Origin of the sequence: Aquimarina agarivorans, assembly GCF_000218485.1 — a bacterium.
Taxonomy (GTDB): domain Bacteria; phylum Bacteroidota; class Bacteroidia; order Flavobacteriales; family Flavobacteriaceae; genus Aquimarina; species Aquimarina agarivorans.
In genome coordinates this window covers 1-18,821 of the sequence record NZ_AFPB01000163.1, presented here as the reverse complement: position 1 = coordinate 18,821, position 18,821 = coordinate 1, and the positions used below count along the sequence as shown (strand labels likewise).

Annotated in this window: 19 protein-coding genes; 8 read left to right on the top strand and 11 right to left on the bottom strand. The window is 32.9% G+C overall.

Annotated features, from left to right (window positions below; genetic code table 11):
- The first annotated feature begins 70 nt into the window (after positions 1-70).
- Together GMC_RS0113050 and GMC_RS20830 are read left to right on the top strand one after the other, a co-directional pair.
- Positions 71-1,123, top strand: a complete 1,053-nt coding sequence (locus GMC_RS0113050) for a DUF3810 domain-containing protein (RefSeq protein ID WP_010522565.1) — start codon at positions 71-73, stop codon at positions 1,121-1,123.
- Between the two features lie 283 nt (positions 1,124-1,406).
- Positions 1,407-3,608: a cellulose binding domain-containing protein gene (locus tag GMC_RS20830; RefSeq protein ID WP_094766299.1), complete on the top strand. Its 2,202-nt coding sequence runs from the start codon at positions 1,407-1,409 to the stop codon at positions 3,606-3,608.
- A gap of 307 nt (positions 3,609-3,915) precedes the next feature.
- On the opposite strand, the gene hisF is transcribed toward GMC_RS20830, so the two are convergent.
- The 10 genes from hisF to hisG form a co-directional block, all read right to left on the bottom strand.
- On the bottom strand, positions 3,916-4,671 hold the full coding sequence (gene hisF, locus GMC_RS0113040) for an imidazole glycerol phosphate synthase subunit HisF (protein ID WP_010522563.1): 756 nt from the start codon (positions 4,669-4,671) through the stop codon (positions 3,916-3,918).
- Positions 4,672-4,748: 77 nt separating this feature from the next.
- Positions 4,749-5,471 carry a 1-(5-phosphoribosyl)-5-[(5-phosphoribosylamino)methylideneamino]imidazole-4-carboxamide isomerase gene (gene hisA, locus GMC_RS0113035; RefSeq protein WP_010522562.1) on the bottom strand — a complete coding sequence of 241 codons (723 nt, stop codon included), beginning with the start codon at positions 5,469-5,471 and terminating at the stop codon, positions 4,749-4,751.
- A gap of 41 nt (positions 5,472-5,512) precedes the next feature.
- On the bottom strand, positions 5,513-5,872 hold the full coding sequence (locus GMC_RS0113030; RefSeq protein WP_010522561.1) for a four helix bundle protein: 360 nt from the start codon (positions 5,870-5,872) through the stop codon (positions 5,513-5,515).
- A gap of 26 nt (positions 5,873-5,898) precedes the next feature.
- Entirely contained in the window at positions 5,899-6,486 is a 588-nt protein-coding gene (gene hisH, locus GMC_RS0113025; protein WP_010522560.1) for an imidazole glycerol phosphate synthase subunit HisH, read from the bottom strand.
- A 70-nt stretch (positions 6,487-6,556) separates the two neighbouring features.
- Entirely contained in the window at positions 6,557-7,696 is a 1,140-nt protein-coding gene (hisB, locus tag GMC_RS0113020) for a bifunctional histidinol-phosphatase/imidazoleglycerol-phosphate dehydratase HisB (RefSeq protein WP_010522559.1), read from the bottom strand.
- A gap of 193 nt (positions 7,697-7,889) precedes the next feature.
- Entirely contained in the window at positions 7,890-8,474 is a 585-nt protein-coding gene (locus tag GMC_RS0113015; RefSeq protein WP_010522558.1) for a hypothetical protein, read from the bottom strand.
- Between the two features lie 25 nt (positions 8,475-8,499).
- The gene (gene hisC / locus GMC_RS0113010; protein WP_010522557.1) at positions 8,500-9,540 is read right to left on the bottom strand and encodes a histidinol-phosphate transaminase; all 1,041 of its coding nucleotides are present in this window, start codon (positions 9,538-9,540) and stop codon (positions 8,500-8,502) included.
- A gap of 58 nt (positions 9,541-9,598) precedes the next feature.
- A complete protein-coding gene (locus tag GMC_RS0113005; protein ID WP_010522556.1) occupies positions 9,599-10,450 on the bottom strand; it encodes a ChaN family lipoprotein in 852 nt (283 codons plus the stop codon).
- A gap of 18 nt (positions 10,451-10,468) precedes the next feature.
- Positions 10,469-11,749 (bottom strand): histidinol dehydrogenase, encoded by a 1,281-nt coding sequence (gene hisD / locus GMC_RS0113000; protein ID WP_010522555.1) that lies wholly within the window; start codon positions 11,747-11,749, stop codon positions 10,469-10,471.
- 124 nt (positions 11,750-11,873) lie between these two features.
- Positions 11,874-12,731, bottom strand: a complete 858-nt coding sequence (gene hisG, locus GMC_RS0112995) for an ATP phosphoribosyltransferase (RefSeq protein ID WP_010522554.1) — start codon at positions 12,729-12,731, stop codon at positions 11,874-11,876.
- A gap of 400 nt (positions 12,732-13,131) precedes the next feature.
- Here hisG and GMC_RS0112990 point away from each other — a divergent pair, with 400 nt between their 5' ends.
- From GMC_RS0112990 to GMC_RS0112970, 5 genes are all read left to right on the top strand, one after another.
- Entirely contained in the window at positions 13,132-14,175 is a 1,044-nt protein-coding gene (locus GMC_RS0112990; RefSeq protein WP_010522553.1) for a hypothetical protein, read from the top strand.
- Positions 14,176-14,190: 15 nt separating this feature from the next.
- Entirely contained in the window at positions 14,191-14,490 is a 300-nt protein-coding gene (locus tag GMC_RS0112985) for a hypothetical protein (RefSeq protein ID WP_010522552.1), read from the top strand.
- A gap of 11 nt (positions 14,491-14,501) precedes the next feature.
- Positions 14,502-15,803 carry a sugar MFS transporter gene (locus GMC_RS0112980; protein WP_010522551.1) on the top strand — a complete coding sequence of 434 codons (1,302 nt, stop codon included), beginning with the start codon at positions 14,502-14,504 and terminating at the stop codon, positions 15,801-15,803.
- 65 nt (positions 15,804-15,868) lie between these two features.
- On the top strand, positions 15,869-16,054 hold the full coding sequence (locus tag GMC_RS22350; RefSeq protein WP_010522550.1) for a hypothetical protein: 186 nt from the start codon (positions 15,869-15,871) through the stop codon (positions 16,052-16,054).
- The gene (locus tag GMC_RS0112970; protein ID WP_094766298.1) at positions 16,044-17,099 is read left to right on the top strand and encodes an alpha/beta hydrolase; all 1,056 of its coding nucleotides are present in this window, start codon (positions 16,044-16,046) and stop codon (positions 17,097-17,099) included. The genes GMC_RS22350 and GMC_RS0112970 overlap by 11 nt, the downstream gene beginning before the upstream one ends.
- A 60-nt stretch (positions 17,100-17,159) precedes the next feature.
- Here the strand turns inward: GMC_RS0112970 and GMC_RS0112965 are convergent, their stop codons facing one another.
- Positions 17,160-17,543 (bottom strand): hypothetical protein, encoded by a 384-nt coding sequence (locus GMC_RS0112965; RefSeq protein ID WP_010522548.1) that lies wholly within the window; start codon positions 17,541-17,543, stop codon positions 17,160-17,162.
- A 154-nt stretch (positions 17,544-17,697) separates the two neighbouring features.
- Here GMC_RS0112965 and xerA point away from each other — a divergent pair, with 154 nt between their 5' ends.
- Positions 17,698-18,771 carry a site-specific tyrosine recombinase/integron integrase gene (gene xerA / locus GMC_RS0112960; RefSeq protein ID WP_010522547.1) on the top strand — a complete coding sequence of 358 codons (1,074 nt, stop codon included), beginning with the start codon at positions 17,698-17,700 and terminating at the stop codon, positions 18,769-18,771.
- The last annotated feature ends 50 nt before the right edge of the window (positions 18,772-18,821 follow it).

The window sequence follows — 18,821 nt, the reverse complement described above, 5'->3', positions numbered from 1 at the left end:
AATATCAGTTTTTACCAAATATAACCATAACCACATTTTATTTTCAAGTGATTTTAGTATTTTTAACCTTATGCAAATAAAAAAATGGATCATTCCGCTACTGCTTCCTGTACAAATTTTAATAATAAAATGGATTAGTAACTGGCCGGAATGGATTGAAACAAATTACAGCTTAGGGCTGTACCCAAAAATATCAAAACTATCCCGTAGTATTTTTGGATATTTTGATAGCTCAGTGGGTGATATCATTTACATCCTTTTTGCAATTAATTGCATTGCATTTATCTGGAAAAAATTACTAAAACGCAAAATATCCTGGCAGTCGGCTATTTTAAAAACTGCAAAGTTAGCCTCCATAGTTTATTTTTTATTTCATGCCCTTTGGGGGCTAAATTACTACCGATTGCCCCTGCATAAAGTACTACAAATTGACCATAAGTACAGTACCGTGGATTTAGAAAAAGTGACCTACCAACTTATTGAAAAATCTAACGAAGCACATAAAAAACTGCAGCCAAATGATAGTTTACCAGTAACCATCCCATACTCCACCGAGGAAATTTTTGATCGTACAACAGCGGCTTACACAGGATTACAGCAAATTTTTCCAAAATTGGAATATTCGCCAAAAAGTATAAAAAAATCATTTTTAAGCTTGCCATTAACCTATATGGGATTTAGTGGTTACTTAAATCCTTTTACAAATGAGGCACAAGTAAACAAACTGATTGTTCCTTACAAAATGCCTACCACCAGCTGCCACGAAGAAGCACATCAATTGGGATTTGCTAAAGAAAATGAGGCTAATTTTATAGGTGCTATGGCTTGTATGCATAGTCCTGATCCGTATTTTCAGTATTCAGGATATACGTTTGCCTTGCGCTATTGTTTACACGAATTATATGCAAGCGACGTTGATAAATTTAATTGCGCATTAGAAAAAGTACGACCAGGAATACGGGAAAATTATCAACAAACCCGAGATTTTTGGAAACAATATCAAAATCCTACTGAGCCTTTATTTAAAGCTTTTTACAGTCAATTTTTAAAAGTAAATAATCAAGCTTCAGGAATTCGCAGTTACAATTATGTGGTTGCCTTATTGGTAAACTACATGAAATAAAACATTCATTTTTACACATAAGTATTTTTGAACACCCGTATTACTTTAAGCTTTTTATTCTAAAACTTAAAGAGCTATTCGTGGATTTCAATTTTCAAAAAAAAAAACCAAAAATGTTAAAAATTGAATTGTAAGATTAATCCTTCTTAATAGATTGATACTTAGATAAAATTTAAAATAGTTTTGGTTTTTAGAATAGTTGAATATTACAACTTAACTATTAACTAGTTTGATTTAAAAATTGCTATTCTAAATAACAAACAACTAACTAAAACTAACTACTATGACTTTAACTAAGAAACTGCTCTTATGGAGCTGTTTGTTGTGCTGCTTTACGCTGACTGTATTTTCCCAAAATACAACAACTCCTCCGTCTGGTTTTGTGTACGCCGAAGGTTCAAAATTTATGTTAAACGGAGCGCCTTTTTATTTTTCAGGTACTAATGTATATGATTTTTTTACTTATGGTGCTGGTGGTAAACAAAGTGATACCGAAACTCAATTTATGAATAAAGAGCGTATTGATAAACATATGCGAAAACTTTACGAAGACGGTGTGCGTGTGGTTCGCTTGTGGGGATTTAGCCATGAGGAATGGCATGGTTTTGAAATTGAAAAAGGAGTTTATGACGAAAAGCAATTTAGCTTGTTTGATTACATTGTAAAATCTGCTGAAGCAAATGGAATTAAACTAATTGTAGCACTTGAAAATTATTGGAATGACTATGGCGGCATTAAAGATCGGTTGAAATGGGAAGGCATTGAGGTGACAGGAAACGGAACTCACGATCAAGGACAATTTTTTACCAACGAAGCGGCTATTGAAGGTTACAAAAAATACGTAGAGTATTTTTTAACCCGAGTAAATCATTACGATAATGTGGAATATCGAAATGACCCAACTATTCTGGCTTGGGAATTGATGAATGAACCAAGGTATCAAGGTTTTGGTGATGATTTAACATCGGAGGTGCTTCGCAAATGGGTTGATGATATGGGGGCATTTGTAAAGTCAATCGATTCAAACCATTTATTGGGTACTGGACTAGAGGCACATGGTATTAAATATGGCTTTGGTGGCGATGAAGGAAATGATTTCATAAAAATTCACCAATCGCCAAACATTGATTTTACTTCGGCACACCCTTATATAAGAGAAGAATGGGCTGACTTTACACCTGAACAAACGAAACAACTAATTTGTACCCTTGCGGAAGAATCACATGATATTTTGAATAAACCATTTTTTGTAGGTGAATTTAATGTAGAAAGAGATGAACGCACAGAATGGTGGGAAATTATTTATGAGTTTATTGAAGAAAAGAAAATTGGAGGAAGCGCCTTTTGGTGGTTTCCAGATGAAGAAACAGGTGAGGATAAATTTGCTGTTTTTGAAGGAGATCCTGTTTTAGAAATTTTCAAAGTACATTCCGAAAAAATGGAAACCATGTCTGGTGGCGAGGGTGTTTACATTTCATTAGTTACTCCAAAATCAGGATCAAAAGTATTAGAAGGTGGAAGTATCAATATACAAACGAACCTTATTAATACTACCAATACCGTAGCAAGTGTTGATTTTTATAGTAATGATCAACTTGTAGGATCGGCTACCTCCGCTCCTTTTAATTTCAAATTAAACAATTTACCAAACGGAGACTATGAAATTAAAGCTATTGCTAATGGTATTTCGGGTAATGCGACAAGTTCATCCATAAAATTGATCAATGTAGGCACTGATGCTATTCAGTTGGAATACAAGGATGGGTCCTCTGGCCTTGTTACTAGCGAAATTAAACCACATTTTCAATTACTTAATTTATCCTCGCAAGATATTGCTTACGAAGATTTAAAAATTCGCTATTGGTTTACCGCAGAGGAAAACAAAAATTTTCGCTTTTATCAGGACTACGTGGTCATTGGTGCTGATAAATTAAATGGTACTTTTGTAGAAACGGATGACAATTTATTTTATTTAGAAGTTGGATTTAAGGAGAATGCTGGGTTACTTGGCAGTGGACAAAGCTCAAAAACTATGGAATTGAAAATTGCTACGGATAACTTTTCCAACGTAGACCAAACGAATGATTATTCACTTAAAGAATCACAAAAAGACTATGGTAAAAATGAAAACGTTGGCTTATACTACAAAGGAAAGCTAATTAGTGGTAACGAGCCTGAAACTAGCGACAGTGCTACTTTAAGCAGTGAAAATTTTGACCATAAAATAGCTAATTTAAAAGTGTACCCAAACCCAATAGTTCCCGCTACAACTGCCACACTAACAGTTGAAAATACTACTGATTTTAAAGGAAGTAGTATTGAAATTATAGATTTAACTGGCAAAGCGATTATTAAAAAATCATTGATAAATAAAACATTTAACACTATTGCTATTGACGTTTCATCTATGGCTAGTGGAATATATCTATTGGTTATAAAATCTAATGGATTCCAAAACCACGTTGAAAGAATTGTCGTAAAATAGAAGTTGACACTGACACTGTCATTAAATTTACCCTCATATAAGATGTTATTATTTATTAATTTAAAATCAGCATCGTTATAAAACCAAAAAAGCGATTTTGTATAAAAACAAAATCGCTTTTTTAACGTATCCGTCCGAGCGAATACATATTTTAAATTTCATAGTTATGTTTAAGTTTGAAGAAACTTTAAAGATATAGTTATGTTGGCCTTAAACTCTATAAATAGCTTTACTGATAATGATGAGCGTAATTCTTCCGTTATATGTTTGTTTGATTTGGCATAAACACTGATGGAATTCTTACAAATCACAATCGTACTGCAATCCCTTCACTTTTTAGCTTTTCTTTTAGTTCAGGAATCGCAATTTCTTTAAAATGAAACACACTTGCTGCCAAGGCTGCATCTGCTTTACCCTCCTTAAATGTATCGACAAAATGCTGCATATTCCCTGCTCCTCCAGAAGCTATAATAGGAATATTTAATTCAGAACTCAATCGGGCTAAAGCTTCATTAGCGAAACCATTTTTTGTACCATCATTATTCATGGAAGTAAATAAAATTTCGCCTGCTCCGCGTTGCTCTACTTCTTTTGCCCAATTAAATAAATTTAATTCCGTTGGTACTTTACCACCAACCAAATGTACTATCCACTCTCCATCAATTTGTTTGGCATCAATAGCTACTGTGATACACTGACTTCCAAATTTTGCTGACAATTCATTAACTAATTCTGGTCGCTTTACAGCAGAAGAATTTACTGAGACTTTATCCGCTCCATTTTGAAGTAATATATCCACATCCTCCACCGATGAAATTCCGCCACCCACAGTAAAAGGAATATTTACTTCTTTAGCCACATTTCTGACCAAATCTGCTAAGGTTTTTCTGCGTTCTTCTGTAGCTGATATATCCAAAAAAACGAGTTCGTCTGCTCCAGTTTTGGCATAAATAGCAGCCAATTCAACTGGGTCACCAGCATCACGTAAATCCACAAAATTGACTCCTTTTACCGTGCGTCCATTTTTAATATCTAAACAAGGAACTATTCTTTTTGTAAGCATTTTTTTTCAAGATTATAGAAAAAAGAGAATAGAAAATAGACTTAATACTCTACACCTATTTTTTAGACTCTCTTTTCTTAGCTAATAATATATTCTTCTAGTTGCTTCAAACTAATTCGGTTCTCGTAAATAGCTTTGCCTATAATGGTGCCTTCACAACCGATTTCGGCTAATTTTGGAAGTTCATCAAAGCTTGAAATACCTCCTGAAGCAATTAATTTAATATTAGGAATTTGATTCAGTATTTTTTTATACAAATCAAACGAAGGCCCTTGTAACATGCCATCCTTACTAATATCAGTACAAATTACATAGCTTACTCCTTCTTTTTGATAGCCTTTTACAAACGGAATAAGTTCTTGATCGCTTTCCTCTAACCAACCACTCACTGCTATTTTTTCATTATTCGCATCTGCTCCTAAAATAATTTTATCCGCTCCAAACTTAGTTAACCAACTACGAAAAACATCCGGGTTTTTAACCGCTATACTCCCACCAGTAATTTGATTGGCACCACTTTCAAAAGCTATACTCAAATCATCATCAGTTTTTAAGCCCCCTCCAAAGTCAATTTTTAAATTGGTTTGAGTGGCAATGGTTTCCAATACTTTATGATTTACTATATGACTTGCCTTAGCCCCATCTAAATCCACTAAATGTAAGTGCTGGATTCCGTGAGCTTCAAACTGCTTGGCTATTTCTAAAGGATTTTCATTATATATTTTTTTAGTATTGTAATCTCCTTTTGATAATCGAACACATTGTCCGTCTATAATATCTATTGCTGGTATTATTCTCATATATTCTTAGTAAAGAGTACTGAGTACAAAGTACAAAGCACTTACATGTTTATTTTTAATGATTTTTGAAGTGAGTAATTCATCTTACGAACCTCATTACAAATTTCTAATAATGAGTTAATGATATCTATTTTAACTAAATCAAGCCTATATAATAACTGTAATTGTGTTTCTAACTCCATCAAAGAGCCATGAGCTATACTTAAAAAATGTAAAAATTCTTTTTTAGAGTTCCGCCCTGCTCCTTCTGCAATGTTAGAAGGAATACTTACAGAACATCTCTTTATTTGAGAAATCAAACCAAATTTTTCATCTTTTGGTAATACTTTAGAAAGCTTATAAACCTCCTCTGTGAGAATCATTGACTTTTGCCAAATTTTAAGATCTTGATATTTATTCATTATTAAATCTTTGTACTCTATACTGACTACTTTGTACTAGAGAGAAAATTCGATAGAATTTTTTCTCCAACATCACTACTTTTTTCTGGGTGAAATTGAGTACCGTAAAAATTGTTTTTTTGTAATGCCGTACTGTAATTTATTCCATAATCAGTTACACTAATTGTTTCCTTACAAACAGGCGCATAAAAACTATGTACAAGATATATGTATGATTCATTAATAACTCCATCAAATAATTCCGATTTAAAATCTCTGATTTGATTCCATCCAATTTGTGGCACTTTTACCTCATTCGTAAAACGAACAACATCAACATCAAAAATACCCAAACCCTTTGTATCGCCTTCTTCTGTAGAATTACACATTAACTGCATTCCCAAACAAATTCCCAACACGGGCTGCTTTAGCCTAGGTACTAATTTATCTAATCCGCTTTCACGAAGCTTATTCATAGCACTACTAGCCTCACCAACACCTGGAAATATTACCTTATCTGCATTTTTAATTTCGTCAACATTATCACTCAACACGGCTTTATACCCTAAACGCTCAATAGCAAATTTGATACTCTGAATATTTCCCGCTCCGTAATTTATTATTACTATTTTCATTTAATAAAGATATGAGAATTAAGATATGAGATTTGAGAACGTCTTACATCTCAAATCTAATGTCTCAATACTATAATATTCCTTTTGTACTTGGTAAAAACATCTTATTGGCATCGCGTTTTACAGCCATTTTCATAGCTTTTGCAAAGGCTTTAAAAATACCTTCTATTTTATGATGCTCATTGTCTCCTTCAGCCTTAATGTTTAAATTGCATTTTGCACCGTCAGTAAAAGACTTAAATAAGTGCAAAAACATTTCTGTTGGCATGTCTCCAATCTTTTCGCGCTTAAAATCAGCTTCCCAAATTAGCCATGGACGTCCCCCAAAATCAACTGCTGCCTGCGCTAAACAGTCGTCCATTGGTAAACAAAAACCATAACGTTCAATACCCAATTTATTCCCTAGTGCTTTGTGAAACAATTCTCCTAAGGCAATCATGGTATCTTCAATTGTATGGTGCTCATCCACATGCAAATCCCCATCGACTTTTACGGTTAAATCCATAGCACCGTGTCTCCCAATTTGATCTAACATATGATCAAAAAAGTCCAAACCTGTAGCAATATCATTTTTACCAGAACCATCTAAATTTAACTTGATATAAATTTTAGTCTCATTTGTATTTCGGGTAATTTCAGAAACGCGGTCTTCTAATTTTAAAAACTCATAAATTTCTCTCCAATCAGTGGATGTCAAAGCAATACAGTCGGTAATAACCTTTTTATCTGCCTCAATTTCATCAGCTCCCAACTCTGGATCTTCCGATAAAAAAATTCCTTTGGCTCCCAAATTTTTAGCTAATTCCATATCCGTAATACGATCACCTAACACAAATGAATTCGCTAAATCGTATTTTTCTTTATCAAAATATTGCGTTAACAACCCTGTTCTCGGTTTTCGGGTATCTGCATTTTCATGCGGAAATGTTTTATCAATAAAAACTTCCGAAAACACTACACCTTCTTTCTCAAAAGCAGTTATCACTTTATTTTGAGCTGGCCAAAAGGTAGCCTCAGGAAATGAATCCGTACCCAAACCATCCTGATTGGTTACCATTACCAATTCGTAATCCAACTCACTAGCAATTTTAGCCATGTATTGAAATACTTTGGGATAAAATTCAAGTTTTTCAAGGCTATCCAATTGATAATCCACTGGTGGTTCCAACACCAAGGTACCATCCCTGTCAATAAATAATACTTTTTTCATATTTATTTCGCTTTGCGATATGGCTTTGAGCTATAAGCTATTAACCATCAGCTTGTTTCTATTTTTACTCTTTTTGGGGCGTATCCCTACGGGTCAGGCTTTCGCTACTACTCCTCGTTCCTCCTTGGGTCGGACTGCGGGGTAACCGCTCTATCCTTTACGCATTAATTTCCTGTTTTAATTCTATGCAAAATTAAAGTTTAATTTTGGCACCATTGGCATAATCAAACTGCTTTAAAGTTGATAAATAATTTCTTATTTTTTCTTCCCAAACTGTCAGTTGTTCTTTATCCCTACCATCTTTGGTTTCTTGTACCAATAAGGCTCTTTCTTCAGAAAAACCAGCAATCATTTTATTATTTAATTCTTTAACAAAATCCAAGCCCTTTAATAACTTCTTTTTGTTTATGAAAAGTTGTTTTCTAAACCTTCGTGCATACACTTCACATAAGTCAAATTGCAATTGCTGATATGCAATAGCAGCATCAATGCTCACCACTCTAGTAGTATCAATCCAAGAAGCTTTTCCTACAAAAATATTTTCTATCTTTTTATTTAAGTTCTTCTTTATAAAATCAAATCCCATTATTTGATGGGTAATTATAAACTGACTATGAATTAATTCATTAGTATTTACACCAACTGCAATTTTATAATCATCTGCATTCAATGTATTTGTAGCGCTCCATCTTTTTTGTCCTAATGGTAAAGACTGCGCTTGTAAATTTGAAAAAAATAAACTAACCCCTAAAATAAATAACAAAAAACTACTTTTCATTTTGCAACTGCATTTAATTTGTTAATTATAATGATTTTAGGCCCGCTATTAACAACTTATTTTCTTCAGCTGTACCTATTGTAAATCGCAAAGTGTTTTTACATAAAGCCTGCGTGGTTCGGTTTCTTACAACTATCCCTTTGGATAATAATTCGTTATAACGTTTTGTAGCATCATCAACTTTAACGAGTACAAAATTGGCCTCAGTGGGATAAATTTTTTCTACAAAGTATATTTCTTTTAATGCTTCAATGACTAGTTCCCTTTCCGATAAAATGGCTTCAATTTCATTGCTTATACTTGCCTTATCCAATAAGCGCTCTAGGGCAGCTTTTTGAGTAAGTTCATTTACATTATAAGGTGGCTTAATTTTGTTGAGTACCGTTATTACTTCTGCAGCAGCAAAACATAAACCTAAGCGAATACCCGCTAAACCATAGGCTTTTGAAAGTGTTTGAGTTACTATTAAGTTAGAGTAATTAGACAACTCTTCAATCCAACTGGATTGATTTGCAAAATCGATATACGCTTCATCAATAACCACCAGACCAGCAAAATTTTGTAAAAGTTGCTTTATTTTATCTACCGCAATTAAATTTGCCGTCGGATTGTTTGGTGAGCATATAAATACCATTTTAGTATTACTATCTACAGCTTTTAAAATAGCATCAACATCAGGCTGAAAATCAGCTTGTAATTGTACTTTTCGCTCTTCAATTTCATTCAAGTTTGCAAGCACGGTATACATCCCGTAAGTAGGTGGCAACGTAATTATATTATCCTCTTTGGGTTGGCAAAACGCACGGAATAATAAATCCAATACCTCATCACTACCATTCCCTAGTAAAATATGAGAAGTAGCTATTTGCTTTTGCGTTGCTATTACCTCCTTCACACTCCTTTGTTGAGGATCAGGATACCTATTTACTCCATTTTCAAAAGGATTTTCGTTAGCGTCTAAAAATACCATTTCAGATCCATCCGAAACATATTCATCCCTTGCAGAACTATAGGCTTTCATTGCCTTTACGTTGGCACGTATTAACGTATTTAAATCAAATTTCATTTGTGTGATAATAATAGAAAATACTATTCTTAATTAGTTATTGAATACCGCTATACATTTAATAAGTTTTTGTCATTGTATCGGGGATACAAATAATGTAATCCGCTTTATTCTTATTCTCCTCCATTAATTCATTTACATCTTTCTGTTCAACGGTTGAAATAGTAACGTAATTTAAATTATCATTATGCTGCTTTAAAAACCACAGAATTCCTTCATAATTATCTGAATGATAAGCTCCATTGATATGAAAAAATAATTTATTCTCCACATAATTTTCTAAAATAAAATGAGCCATCGTAGCATCTTTAATTGCCTGTGCTTTTACTAATTCAGGTGTGCCGTGATCCTCAAACATGGTTAAAATCTTTTTATAACTTGGTAAATCAGGATCATATTTAATAGGCAAAGGAGCAATAAACTTCTTTTCATCTGGCACTAAATGTTCCAACACTTCAAAACCTTCCTTGTGTACTAATTGCGCATATTGTCTGGGCACATTAGTAGCAATAAAAGGGATGTTATTAGCCTTTGTAAACGTTACAATAGGTTTATAATCTGTTTGGTAATTGGACCATAATTCTACCTGAGTTTCTAATAATGCTTGATTAGTTTTACCTGACATATAATCATTTAAAGCTAATTGTCCGTCACTTTCAAAAAACTCGGCACCCAAAATAAGCGCACGTTGTTTACTTAGATCACGTATTAATTCCAACTCCATCCAATGCGCAATTGGATTGTTATGAAGCTCACCAAACAACAGGACTTCATTTTTTACTAAAAAGTGTATCATTTTTTCATACTTAACAGCTTTTCCTTTACTATTGTAAATTACATACGCAGCTTTTTGTCCGTAAATGGATACTACCGAAAATGATAAAATAATGTATGCAATCAGCTGCTTCATATAAATAAATTTATGTTATTAGGCTTCGTTTAAACGAAGGGTTACCGCGTTTTTGTGCGCTTGTAAGCCTTCGGCTTCAGCCATGAGTTCAATGGCATTTCCTATAGCTTGGATACCTTGCTTGGATATTTTTTGAAACGTCATATTTTTCATAAATGTATCCAAATTAACACCACTATAATTTTTAGCATAGCCATTTGTAGGCAATGTATGGTTTGTTCCCGAGGCATAATCTCCTGCGCTCTCTGGTGTATAATTACCAATAAAAACAGATCCCGCATTGGCTACATTAGATACATAAAAATCCTCATCATGTACACAAACTATAAAGTGTTCCGGACCGTATTCATCAATTAAATTTAGCGCAATTTTATCGTTCTCAACATATATTAATTTCGAATTTTTAATGGCTTCTGTAGCAATTTCAACCCTAGGTAATACCGCTAATTGTTTTTCAACTTCAAGCTCCACAGCATCTATTAATTTTTTGGATGTAGCCACTAAAATCACCTGACTATCTTTACCATGTTCCGCCTGACTTAATAAATCGGATGCCACGTAAGCCGCATTGGCACTATCATCGGCAACAATCAAAAGTTCACTTGGACCTGCGGGCATATCAATAGCTACTCCGTATTTAGTAGCAAGTTGTTTTGCAACAGTAACAAATTGATTTCCTGGACCAAAAATTTTATATACCTGCGGAATAGATTCCGTACCAAATGTCATTCCGGCAATGGCTTGAATACCCCCAACTTTACAAATTTTAGTAACCCCACATAAATTTGCAGTGTATAAAATAGCGGGATGTATTTCTCCTGCTGCATTTGGTGGTGAACACAACACTATTTCCTTGCAACCTGCTATTTTTGCGGGTAATACTAACATTAAAATTGTTGAAAATAAAGGAGCTGTTCCCCCTGGAATATATAAACCTACTTTTTGAATAGGCCGTTTCTCTTGCCAACAATCTACACCATTCATGGTTTCCACTTGTACCTTAGTAGTTTTTTGTGCTTCGTGAAAACGAGAAATATTCCCTTTTGCTAATTGAATTGCATCTTTTAATTCATCAGACACCAAATGCACTGCTGCTTCAATTTCCTTTTCAGAAACTAAAATAGTATCCAACGCCACGCCGTCAAACTTTTCTGTATATGCTGCTACTGCCTGATCTCCTTTGGTACTGATAGCATCAAAAACATCAGCAACTGTTCCTTCAATATCGGCAACTGTTTGTGTTGGCCTTTTTAAAAGTTGATTCCAATCAGTTGGTTTAGGATTATATATTTTGTTCATTTTTATTTAGATATGAGATATGAGATATGAGATATGAGAAACCAAAGGAACTTATATTTCAATATCACATATAAAGAATTCTTTAATAACGAAGCGATCTAACATCTAACTTCTCACTACTAAACTAAAGTACCATTTTTTCAATTGGGCAAACCAAAATACCTTCGGCACCAGCTATTTTTAACTCATCAATAACTTCCCAAAACTTATTTTTCTGAATCACCGTATGCACACTACTCCAACCTTCTTCCGCCAAGGGTAAAATAGTTGGACTACGCATACCCGGTAACAGCTTTAGTATTTCGTCTAACTTATCATTTGGTGCATTGAGCAATACATACTTTGAATTACGTGCCTTTAAAACAGACTGAATTCTAAATTGTAACTTGCTTAAAAGTGCTTTAGCTTCTTCTGATATTTTTGGTGATACTGCCAACACCGCTTCCGAAGTTAACATAACCTCTACTTCTTTTAAATTGTTTTTAAACAAGGTGCTTCCGCTGGAAACAATATCACAAATAGCATCAGCCAAACCAATATTTGGCGCTATTTCTACCGAACCCGAAATTTGATGAATTTCATAACTAATTCCTTTATCAGCTAAATACTGATCCACCGTATTAGGGTATGAAGTAGCAATTTTTTTACCATCTAAATCCTGAATAGAATTATACGCAACTCCTTTAGGAACTGCCAAAGATACCTTGCATTTTGAAAAGTTTAAACGTTCCGCTATTGAAATATCTTTCCCTTTTTCAATCAAAACATTTTCGCCAATAATAGCAATATCAACTACCCCATCGCGCAAGTATTGTGGGATATCACCGTTTCTTAAAAACATGACTTCCATAGGAAAATTACGTGTTTCCGCCTTTAGTTGGTCCTTACCATTATCAATAGAAATTCCGCAATCCTTAAGTATTGCTACTGAATCTTCGTTTAATCGACCACTTTTTTGAATGGCTATTCTAATTTTTGTCATAACAATTAAAATTGTATCAATTTTAAAAAACTAAACCCGTTTGAGGCAAACTCAAACGGGTTTAAAATATGCTTACATGTTTACATACCAAACTACCCCGCTTGAGCGATTAAGTAGTAATGATGATGATGTAGACATGAATTATTCATTTTCAAATTTTATTAATTATACCTGTTTCCATGTATGCTGCAAAATAAATAAATTATTGAACCATTTTCAACTTATTATCTATATTTTTTGAGTACTATTCAAACTAATTTTATCAATTTGTAGTTTTTTATACTATTTTAGTCCATATTATACCTTGGTTTATGAAGCGATTTGCGCTTAGTTTTTTTGTTTTTTTGTATGGGCGTCCATTGCAAGCACGTATTATACTTGTAAAATTAAAGGCTTATGTTTGGATAAGGATAGCCTTCCAATCACCAATAACGCGCCTGAACCTACGGTATTCAATAAAAAAATTATTACTCATCAAAACAAGCTAAATACTAAAACTAAAGATACTTCTTTTGCTTACGCAGAAGGCACATTAGATTCTATAAAAAATAGCAAAACTGTTAATAAAGCGGTAGCTCCTAAAAAGGATTCATTACAACCAAGCTACCTCAATGTATATTACAATGATGAATTAGTTATCAACTTTGAAAGTAATTTTAGGATTTATGAAAACTCTGACAGAATACAAATTCCTTTTCCAATGAGTACTTATGGACACGCTATTGCTAAGGAAATGGACACCAAAAACCTATTATTAACCATTGCCAGTTTCCACAATACAAATGAAAGTATTGAAATTGGAAAAAACAGAGCACAAAATATTGCTGAACGTTTAACTAAACTTGGGATACCTGATTCATTAATTACCCTAAAAACACAAAAAGCTCCTTTCATTTTTAAAAATGGAAAATTTAAAGGAGGGATCACTTTCAAATTTCAACCTTCCGAAACTACGGTTGACTTAAAGCATATCGATTATACTAGTGTTGATATTCCAGAAATTAAAAAAATTGAGTTTAACAATACTACTATCGTTTCGCCAAAAGTATCTTACACCCCTGAAATTAATACTTTAGAAAAGAAGGTTTTAAAAAATACTTATCCGATAGCTTCACCGCAAAAACCAGCAACAAAAAAGAATTCCTTAAAAAACAGTTATACTGTAACGCAACTAGATTTTAAAAATAATAAATTTAAGGGCTCCAGAAATTTAAAAAACTTTCTTGCTACTAATGCTACGGCAACAACTATAAAACTGATTGGATATTCAAATCAGAATGAAAGTATCGTCGATAATTACCAATTAGGTCTGGAATTAGCTTCAAATGTGAAATCGTATATTTCAAAAAAAGAGCTCACAAAAGCTGACATGACTATTACTGCATTAAAATCGCAAGAGAAAGGAAATCAACTAAACCAAGGTGTTACACTGATAATTGAGTAATATATGTTTAAAAATATGAACCCCTTAGATAGTTCTACAGCAATTTTAGAAATTGTAGTCCTTTTATTAATATCATTTGTGCTGGGTTACGTTTGTGCACGTATCCCATTGACTCACAAAAAATCAAGACCGGAAACTTCAAATAATAAAAATACCAAAAAAGTAACTGAGGCTATGGATATCACTGATCCAAGAGATATCATTTCAGAACCCACAACCATAAAAGCCGTGCTTACCCGAGACCGAAAGGGAAATGCGGTTGTTCCTCCAAAACAAAACAACAGCTTATCCACAAAAAATACAACTAACAACTAATACCTAGTAACATGTCTGCCGCATCCAACTCGAAATACAAAAACTATATATATCAAATCACTATTATAGGTGTTTTATTTGCCGTATTTGGTTTTGTGACTTGGGTAAACGGTATACTCATTCCTTTTCTGAAAAAATCATGTGAGTTGACAGATCAACAAGCATTTTATGTAGCGACGGCATTTTTTGCTGCTTATTTTTTCTTGGCTATCCCATCATCGTGGATTTTAGATAAGCTGGGTACTAAAAAAGGAATGTCCACCGGATTAGTTATTATGGCTTTGGGCTGTTTGGTATTTGTTTCGGCCGCAGGCAGTCGCTCCTACCCTATATTTTTATTAGGCCTGTTTATTGTAGGTATGGGATTAGCCCTTTTGCAAACAGCTGCAAACCCTTATGTAAGTCTTATTGGCCCCATTGAATCTGCCGCTACACGAATTAGTGTTATGGGTATTTGCAACAAATTGGCGGGTATTTTGGCTAATGTATTGTTTGGTTCCATTTTATTAAAAAATGCTACCGAAATTCAAACCAAAATAGATAATGAAACCAATCCCGAATTAAAAAATCAATTACTTGACAACTTAGCCAGCCGGGTGGAAACTCCTTATATAGTTTTAGGCGTTTTTTTATTAGTGATTGCTGTGGTTATCTACACCTCATCATTGCCCGATATTAAAAGTCAAACCTCGGATACTAACCCAGATAGCATGGATATTTCCGAAGGTAAAACTTCTGTTTTTCAATTCCCACATGTACTCCTAGGAGCTGTAGCCATATTTATGTATGTAGGCGCCGAAGTTATGGCTGGAGATTTAATCACCATTTACGGCAAAAACCTTGGCTTTTCCGATGATACTTCCAAATTTTTTGCAGTTTTTGGATTGGTAGGTTTACTGGTTGGATACATTACAAACATTATCCTTATTCCCAAATATATTAAACAAGAAAATTGGTTGACCATTTCAGCAATTTTAGGCATGATACTTACCATTACCTCTTATTTTGTTTCAGGATCTTTTGCCGTGGGTTGTTTAGCAGCCCTTGGATTTGCAAATGCCGTAATGTGGCCCGCTATTTTCCCATTGGGCATTCGTGGTATTGGAAAATTTTCAAATTTAGGATCTGCTATTTTAATTATGGGAATTGTTGGTGGTGCTGTTATACCACCATTTTACGGTTGGTTGTACCATGCAGACAACATTTTTGGTTTTGATTTTAAATCCGCTTTTGTATTTGTAATGCTAATATGCTACATCTATATTTTATGGTTTGCGAAAAGAGGACATCGTATTGGATTTCCTAAGGTTTAGGAGTTTTGTTTTTCTTTAGAGCTATCCTAATCCTTTATTAATTTTTATACCTAAATAACCAACACATGATAAAACTTAAACTCATCACCTCATTTATTTTATGTTTTTACAGTGCTTTTGCCCAAAATATTAATGATATTAGTATTGAAAAAATAGATAGCATACAATCCAATATTTTAAATGAACAACAAAAAATATGGGTTAGCGTACCTAAAAAACTTCTCCAACAAGTGATAAAAAATATCCTGTAGTGTATTTATTAGATGGAGATTTTTTTTTCATTCTGTAACTGGAATAATTCAACCATTAAGTAGTATTTATGCTAAAATTCTTCCTGAAATAATTGTTGTAGGCATACTTAATACAAATCGATTTAGAGATTTATCGCCCGTAAAAGTACCTAAGGGACATCCCTTTATCGATGATCAATCATCTGCAGTTTCTGGTGGAGGAAGAAAGACTATTTCATTTATTGAAAAAGAATTGATGCCATATATTGATGCTAAATATCCAAGCTTATCATATAAAACATTTGTAGGTCATTCTTTAGGAGGATTACTTGTAATGGATACACTTTTAGAAAAACCTGAATTATTTAATGCTTACGTGTCAATTGATCCTTCAGTCTGGTTAAATTATCAGCGAATAGTAAAAAAAGCAAAAAATATAAAATTTGGGGAACGCTATAAAAACAAATCCCTTTTTATTGGCATTGCCAATACCATGAATAATGGTGTAGACACCACTAGTGTAAAAAAGGATACTACTTATAATACTACTTCTATTAATATCCGCTCTACTTTAAAGTTAAATTCCATTTTAAAAAACAATAAACAAAAAAAGTTAGTCTATAAAAGCCAGTATTACGAAAATGATACTCATGGATCGGTCCCTTTAATTGCAACTTATGATGCATTTCGATTTATTTTTAATTTTTATGATTTTAAACTTGATAGCAATGATTTTTTAAATGAAAAAACTGATATTTTTAATAAAGTTGTAAATCATTACAAGCAGATTTCAAAAGCATATGGTGTTGAAATAAAACCTGACAAAGATCATATAAATGGTTTGGGTCATAATTTTATATACATTAAAAATTACCAAAAAGCTAAGCAATTTTTTGAATTAAACATTTTGAATTATCCAGAAAGCGCTGATGTATTCGATTCCATGGGAGATTTATATTTAACGTTAGATAATAAAGAAAAAGCTATTGAACATTTTAAAAAATCAATAGCATTGAACAAAGATTCTGTTTCAAAAATTAAACTAGAAAACTTATTGAAGGAATAAATAAGATGAAGCTTTATTTCAAAAATACATAACGATTTTTAATATATAAAATTAGTTCACTTAGTATTTGGACTTATCCATATAAGCTTGCCATTTGATTAACACATATTTTATTTTACTAGGCTCCTGAATTTCTAAAAAACCAAATTCATAACAAAATAAATATACTTGCCCTTTATTGTTTTTCCAATAGTGTGTAAAATATCTGGGGTTAAAACCTACATCTAACAACTTTTGCTTACGAACAGTGGATAAACCTGATTTATTATATTCTTTTAAAATTCTTCGATTCAATTTCAATTGCTTATCAATAGCAACGTATAACTTATCTTGCTTATGTTTATTTTCATTGTAATGATATGCTGACCTGCAATGAGGTGAACAAAACTTTTTACCTAACCTGCCAGACAAAATTTCATTGCAATACAAACAAGTAGCATCCATCGTGATTAATAATCATTGAATTAAACGTTTAATATACGTATAAATACACAGTTATAATTTTATTTACCATTCTTTTCATTGAATTTTGAAGACAATGAAACATTCTCATTTAAAAAATATCACCCTAAAACACCTACTCATCAATGACATTAAAATGATTGGGTTATTATTTTATCCCGACAAGGTCATCCAAGCACTTATAAAAGAACTCCCAAACCCTAAGTGGCATGCGAAATTAAATATGGTGTACATTAGAAACACTAAAGAAAACCTTGATCTTATTTTCGAAAAATTTAAAGGGGTAGCTTGGATCAATACTTCCTATTTTTTTAAAAACAAACCCTTACACAATAACAATAACAACAATGATGCTTCATTATTTAAGCGACGAGTTTACCCAACTGACTATAAAAAATGCCCCGATAGTTATATTCAAAAATTGATTTTAAAAAAATATGCATTAAATACTATAAACTCTTATGTTTCGGCATTTGAAGCTTTTATAAACCACTACAAATCAAAAGAACTAAACACTTTAAATGAAATAGACATTAGAGCCTACATACAACTACTTATAAAACAAGGCAGATCAAACTCAGCCATAAATATATGTATCAATAGCATTAAATTTTACTACGAAATTGTATTGGATATGCCTAATCGATTTTATGAAATTGAGCGCCCTAGAAAGCAAGAAAAACTGCCAGAAATACTATCAAAAAAAGAAGTGCTTGCCATTATTAACAATACTAATAATTTAAAACACCGTTGTATAGTAAGCCTGTTGTATTCAGCTGGCTTACGCCGAAGTGAATTATTAAATTTAAAACTTACCGATGTTAACAGCGAGCGTATGCTAATACACGTAAAGCAATCAAAAGGAAATAAAGACCGCTATACATTACTATCCAAAAAGGTGCTATTAGAACTACGTGAATATTTTAAATTATATAAACCTCAAATTTATTTATTTGAAGGCAAAAAAGGAATTGCTTACAGTGCTGCAAGTGTTGTAAAAATTGTAAAACGTGCCGCAAAAAAAGGAGGCATTTACAAAAAAGTTACCCCACATATGTTACGGCATTCATTTGCCACACATATACTAGAATCTGGTACCGATATAAGATACATTCAAGAATTATTAGGGCATAGTTCCACAAAAACTACAGAAATTTACACCAGAGTTGCCACAAATAATTTGCAAACCATTAAAAATCCACTAGATTAGCGCTTTATATAAAAAATATATGTGTACCTAGGTACACATATACAATTGTT

Excerpts from the sequence above, each read along its gene's own strand:
- GMC_RS22350 (WP_010522550.1), top strand. The coding sequence starts at position 15,869 with ATGATAAAACTTAAACTCATCACCTCATTTATTTTATGTTTTTACAGT.
- GMC_RS0113030 (WP_010522561.1), bottom strand. The coding sequence starts at position 5,872 with ATGAATAAATATCAAGATCTTAAAATTTGGCAAAAGTCAATGATTCTC.
- hisA (WP_010522562.1), bottom strand. The coding sequence starts at position 5,471 with ATGAGAATAATACCAGCAATAGATATTATAGACGGACAATGTGTTCGA.
- hisF (WP_010522563.1), bottom strand. The coding sequence starts at position 4,671 with ATGCTTACAAAAAGAATAGTTCCTTGTTTAGATATTAAAAATGGACGC.
- hisB (WP_010522559.1), bottom strand. The coding sequence starts at position 7,696 with ATGAAAAAAGTATTATTTATTGACAGGGATGGTACCTTGGTGTTGGAA.
- xerA (WP_010522547.1), top strand. The coding sequence starts at position 17,698 with ATGATTGGGTTATTATTTTATCCCGACAAGGTCATCCAAGCACTTATA.
- GMC_RS0113050 (WP_010522565.1), top strand. The coding sequence starts at position 71 with ATGCAAATAAAAAAATGGATCATTCCGCTACTGCTTCCTGTACAAATT.
- GMC_RS0112985 (WP_010522552.1), top strand. The coding sequence starts at position 14,191 with ATGAACCCCTTAGATAGTTCTACAGCAATTTTAGAAATTGTAGTCCTT.
- hisC (WP_010522557.1), bottom strand. The coding sequence starts at position 9,540 with ATGAAATTTGATTTAAATACGTTAATACGTGCCAACGTAAAGGCAATG.
- hisH (WP_010522560.1), bottom strand. The coding sequence starts at position 6,486 with ATGAAAATAGTAATAATAAATTACGGAGCGGGAAATATTCAGAGTATC.
- GMC_RS0112980 (WP_010522551.1), top strand. The coding sequence starts at position 14,502 with ATGTCTGCCGCATCCAACTCGAAATACAAAAACTATATATATCAAATC.
- hisG (WP_010522554.1), bottom strand. The coding sequence starts at position 12,731 with ATGACAAAAATTAGAATAGCCATTCAAAAAAGTGGTCGATTAAACGAA.
- GMC_RS0112965 (WP_010522548.1), bottom strand. The coding sequence starts at position 17,543 with ATGGATGCTACTTGTTTGTATTGCAATGAAATTTTGTCTGGCAGGTTA.
- hisD (WP_010522555.1), bottom strand. The coding sequence starts at position 11,749 with ATGAACAAAATATATAATCCTAAACCAACTGATTGGAATCAACTTTTA.
- GMC_RS0113005 (WP_010522556.1), bottom strand. The coding sequence starts at position 10,450 with ATGAAGCAGCTGATTGCATACATTATTTTATCATTTTCGGTAGTATCC.
- GMC_RS0113015 (WP_010522558.1), bottom strand. The coding sequence starts at position 8,474 with ATGAAAAGTAGTTTTTTGTTATTTATTTTAGGGGTTAGTTTATTTTTT.
- GMC_RS20830 (WP_094766299.1), top strand. The coding sequence starts at position 1,407 with ATGACTTTAACTAAGAAACTGCTCTTATGGAGCTGTTTGTTGTGCTGC.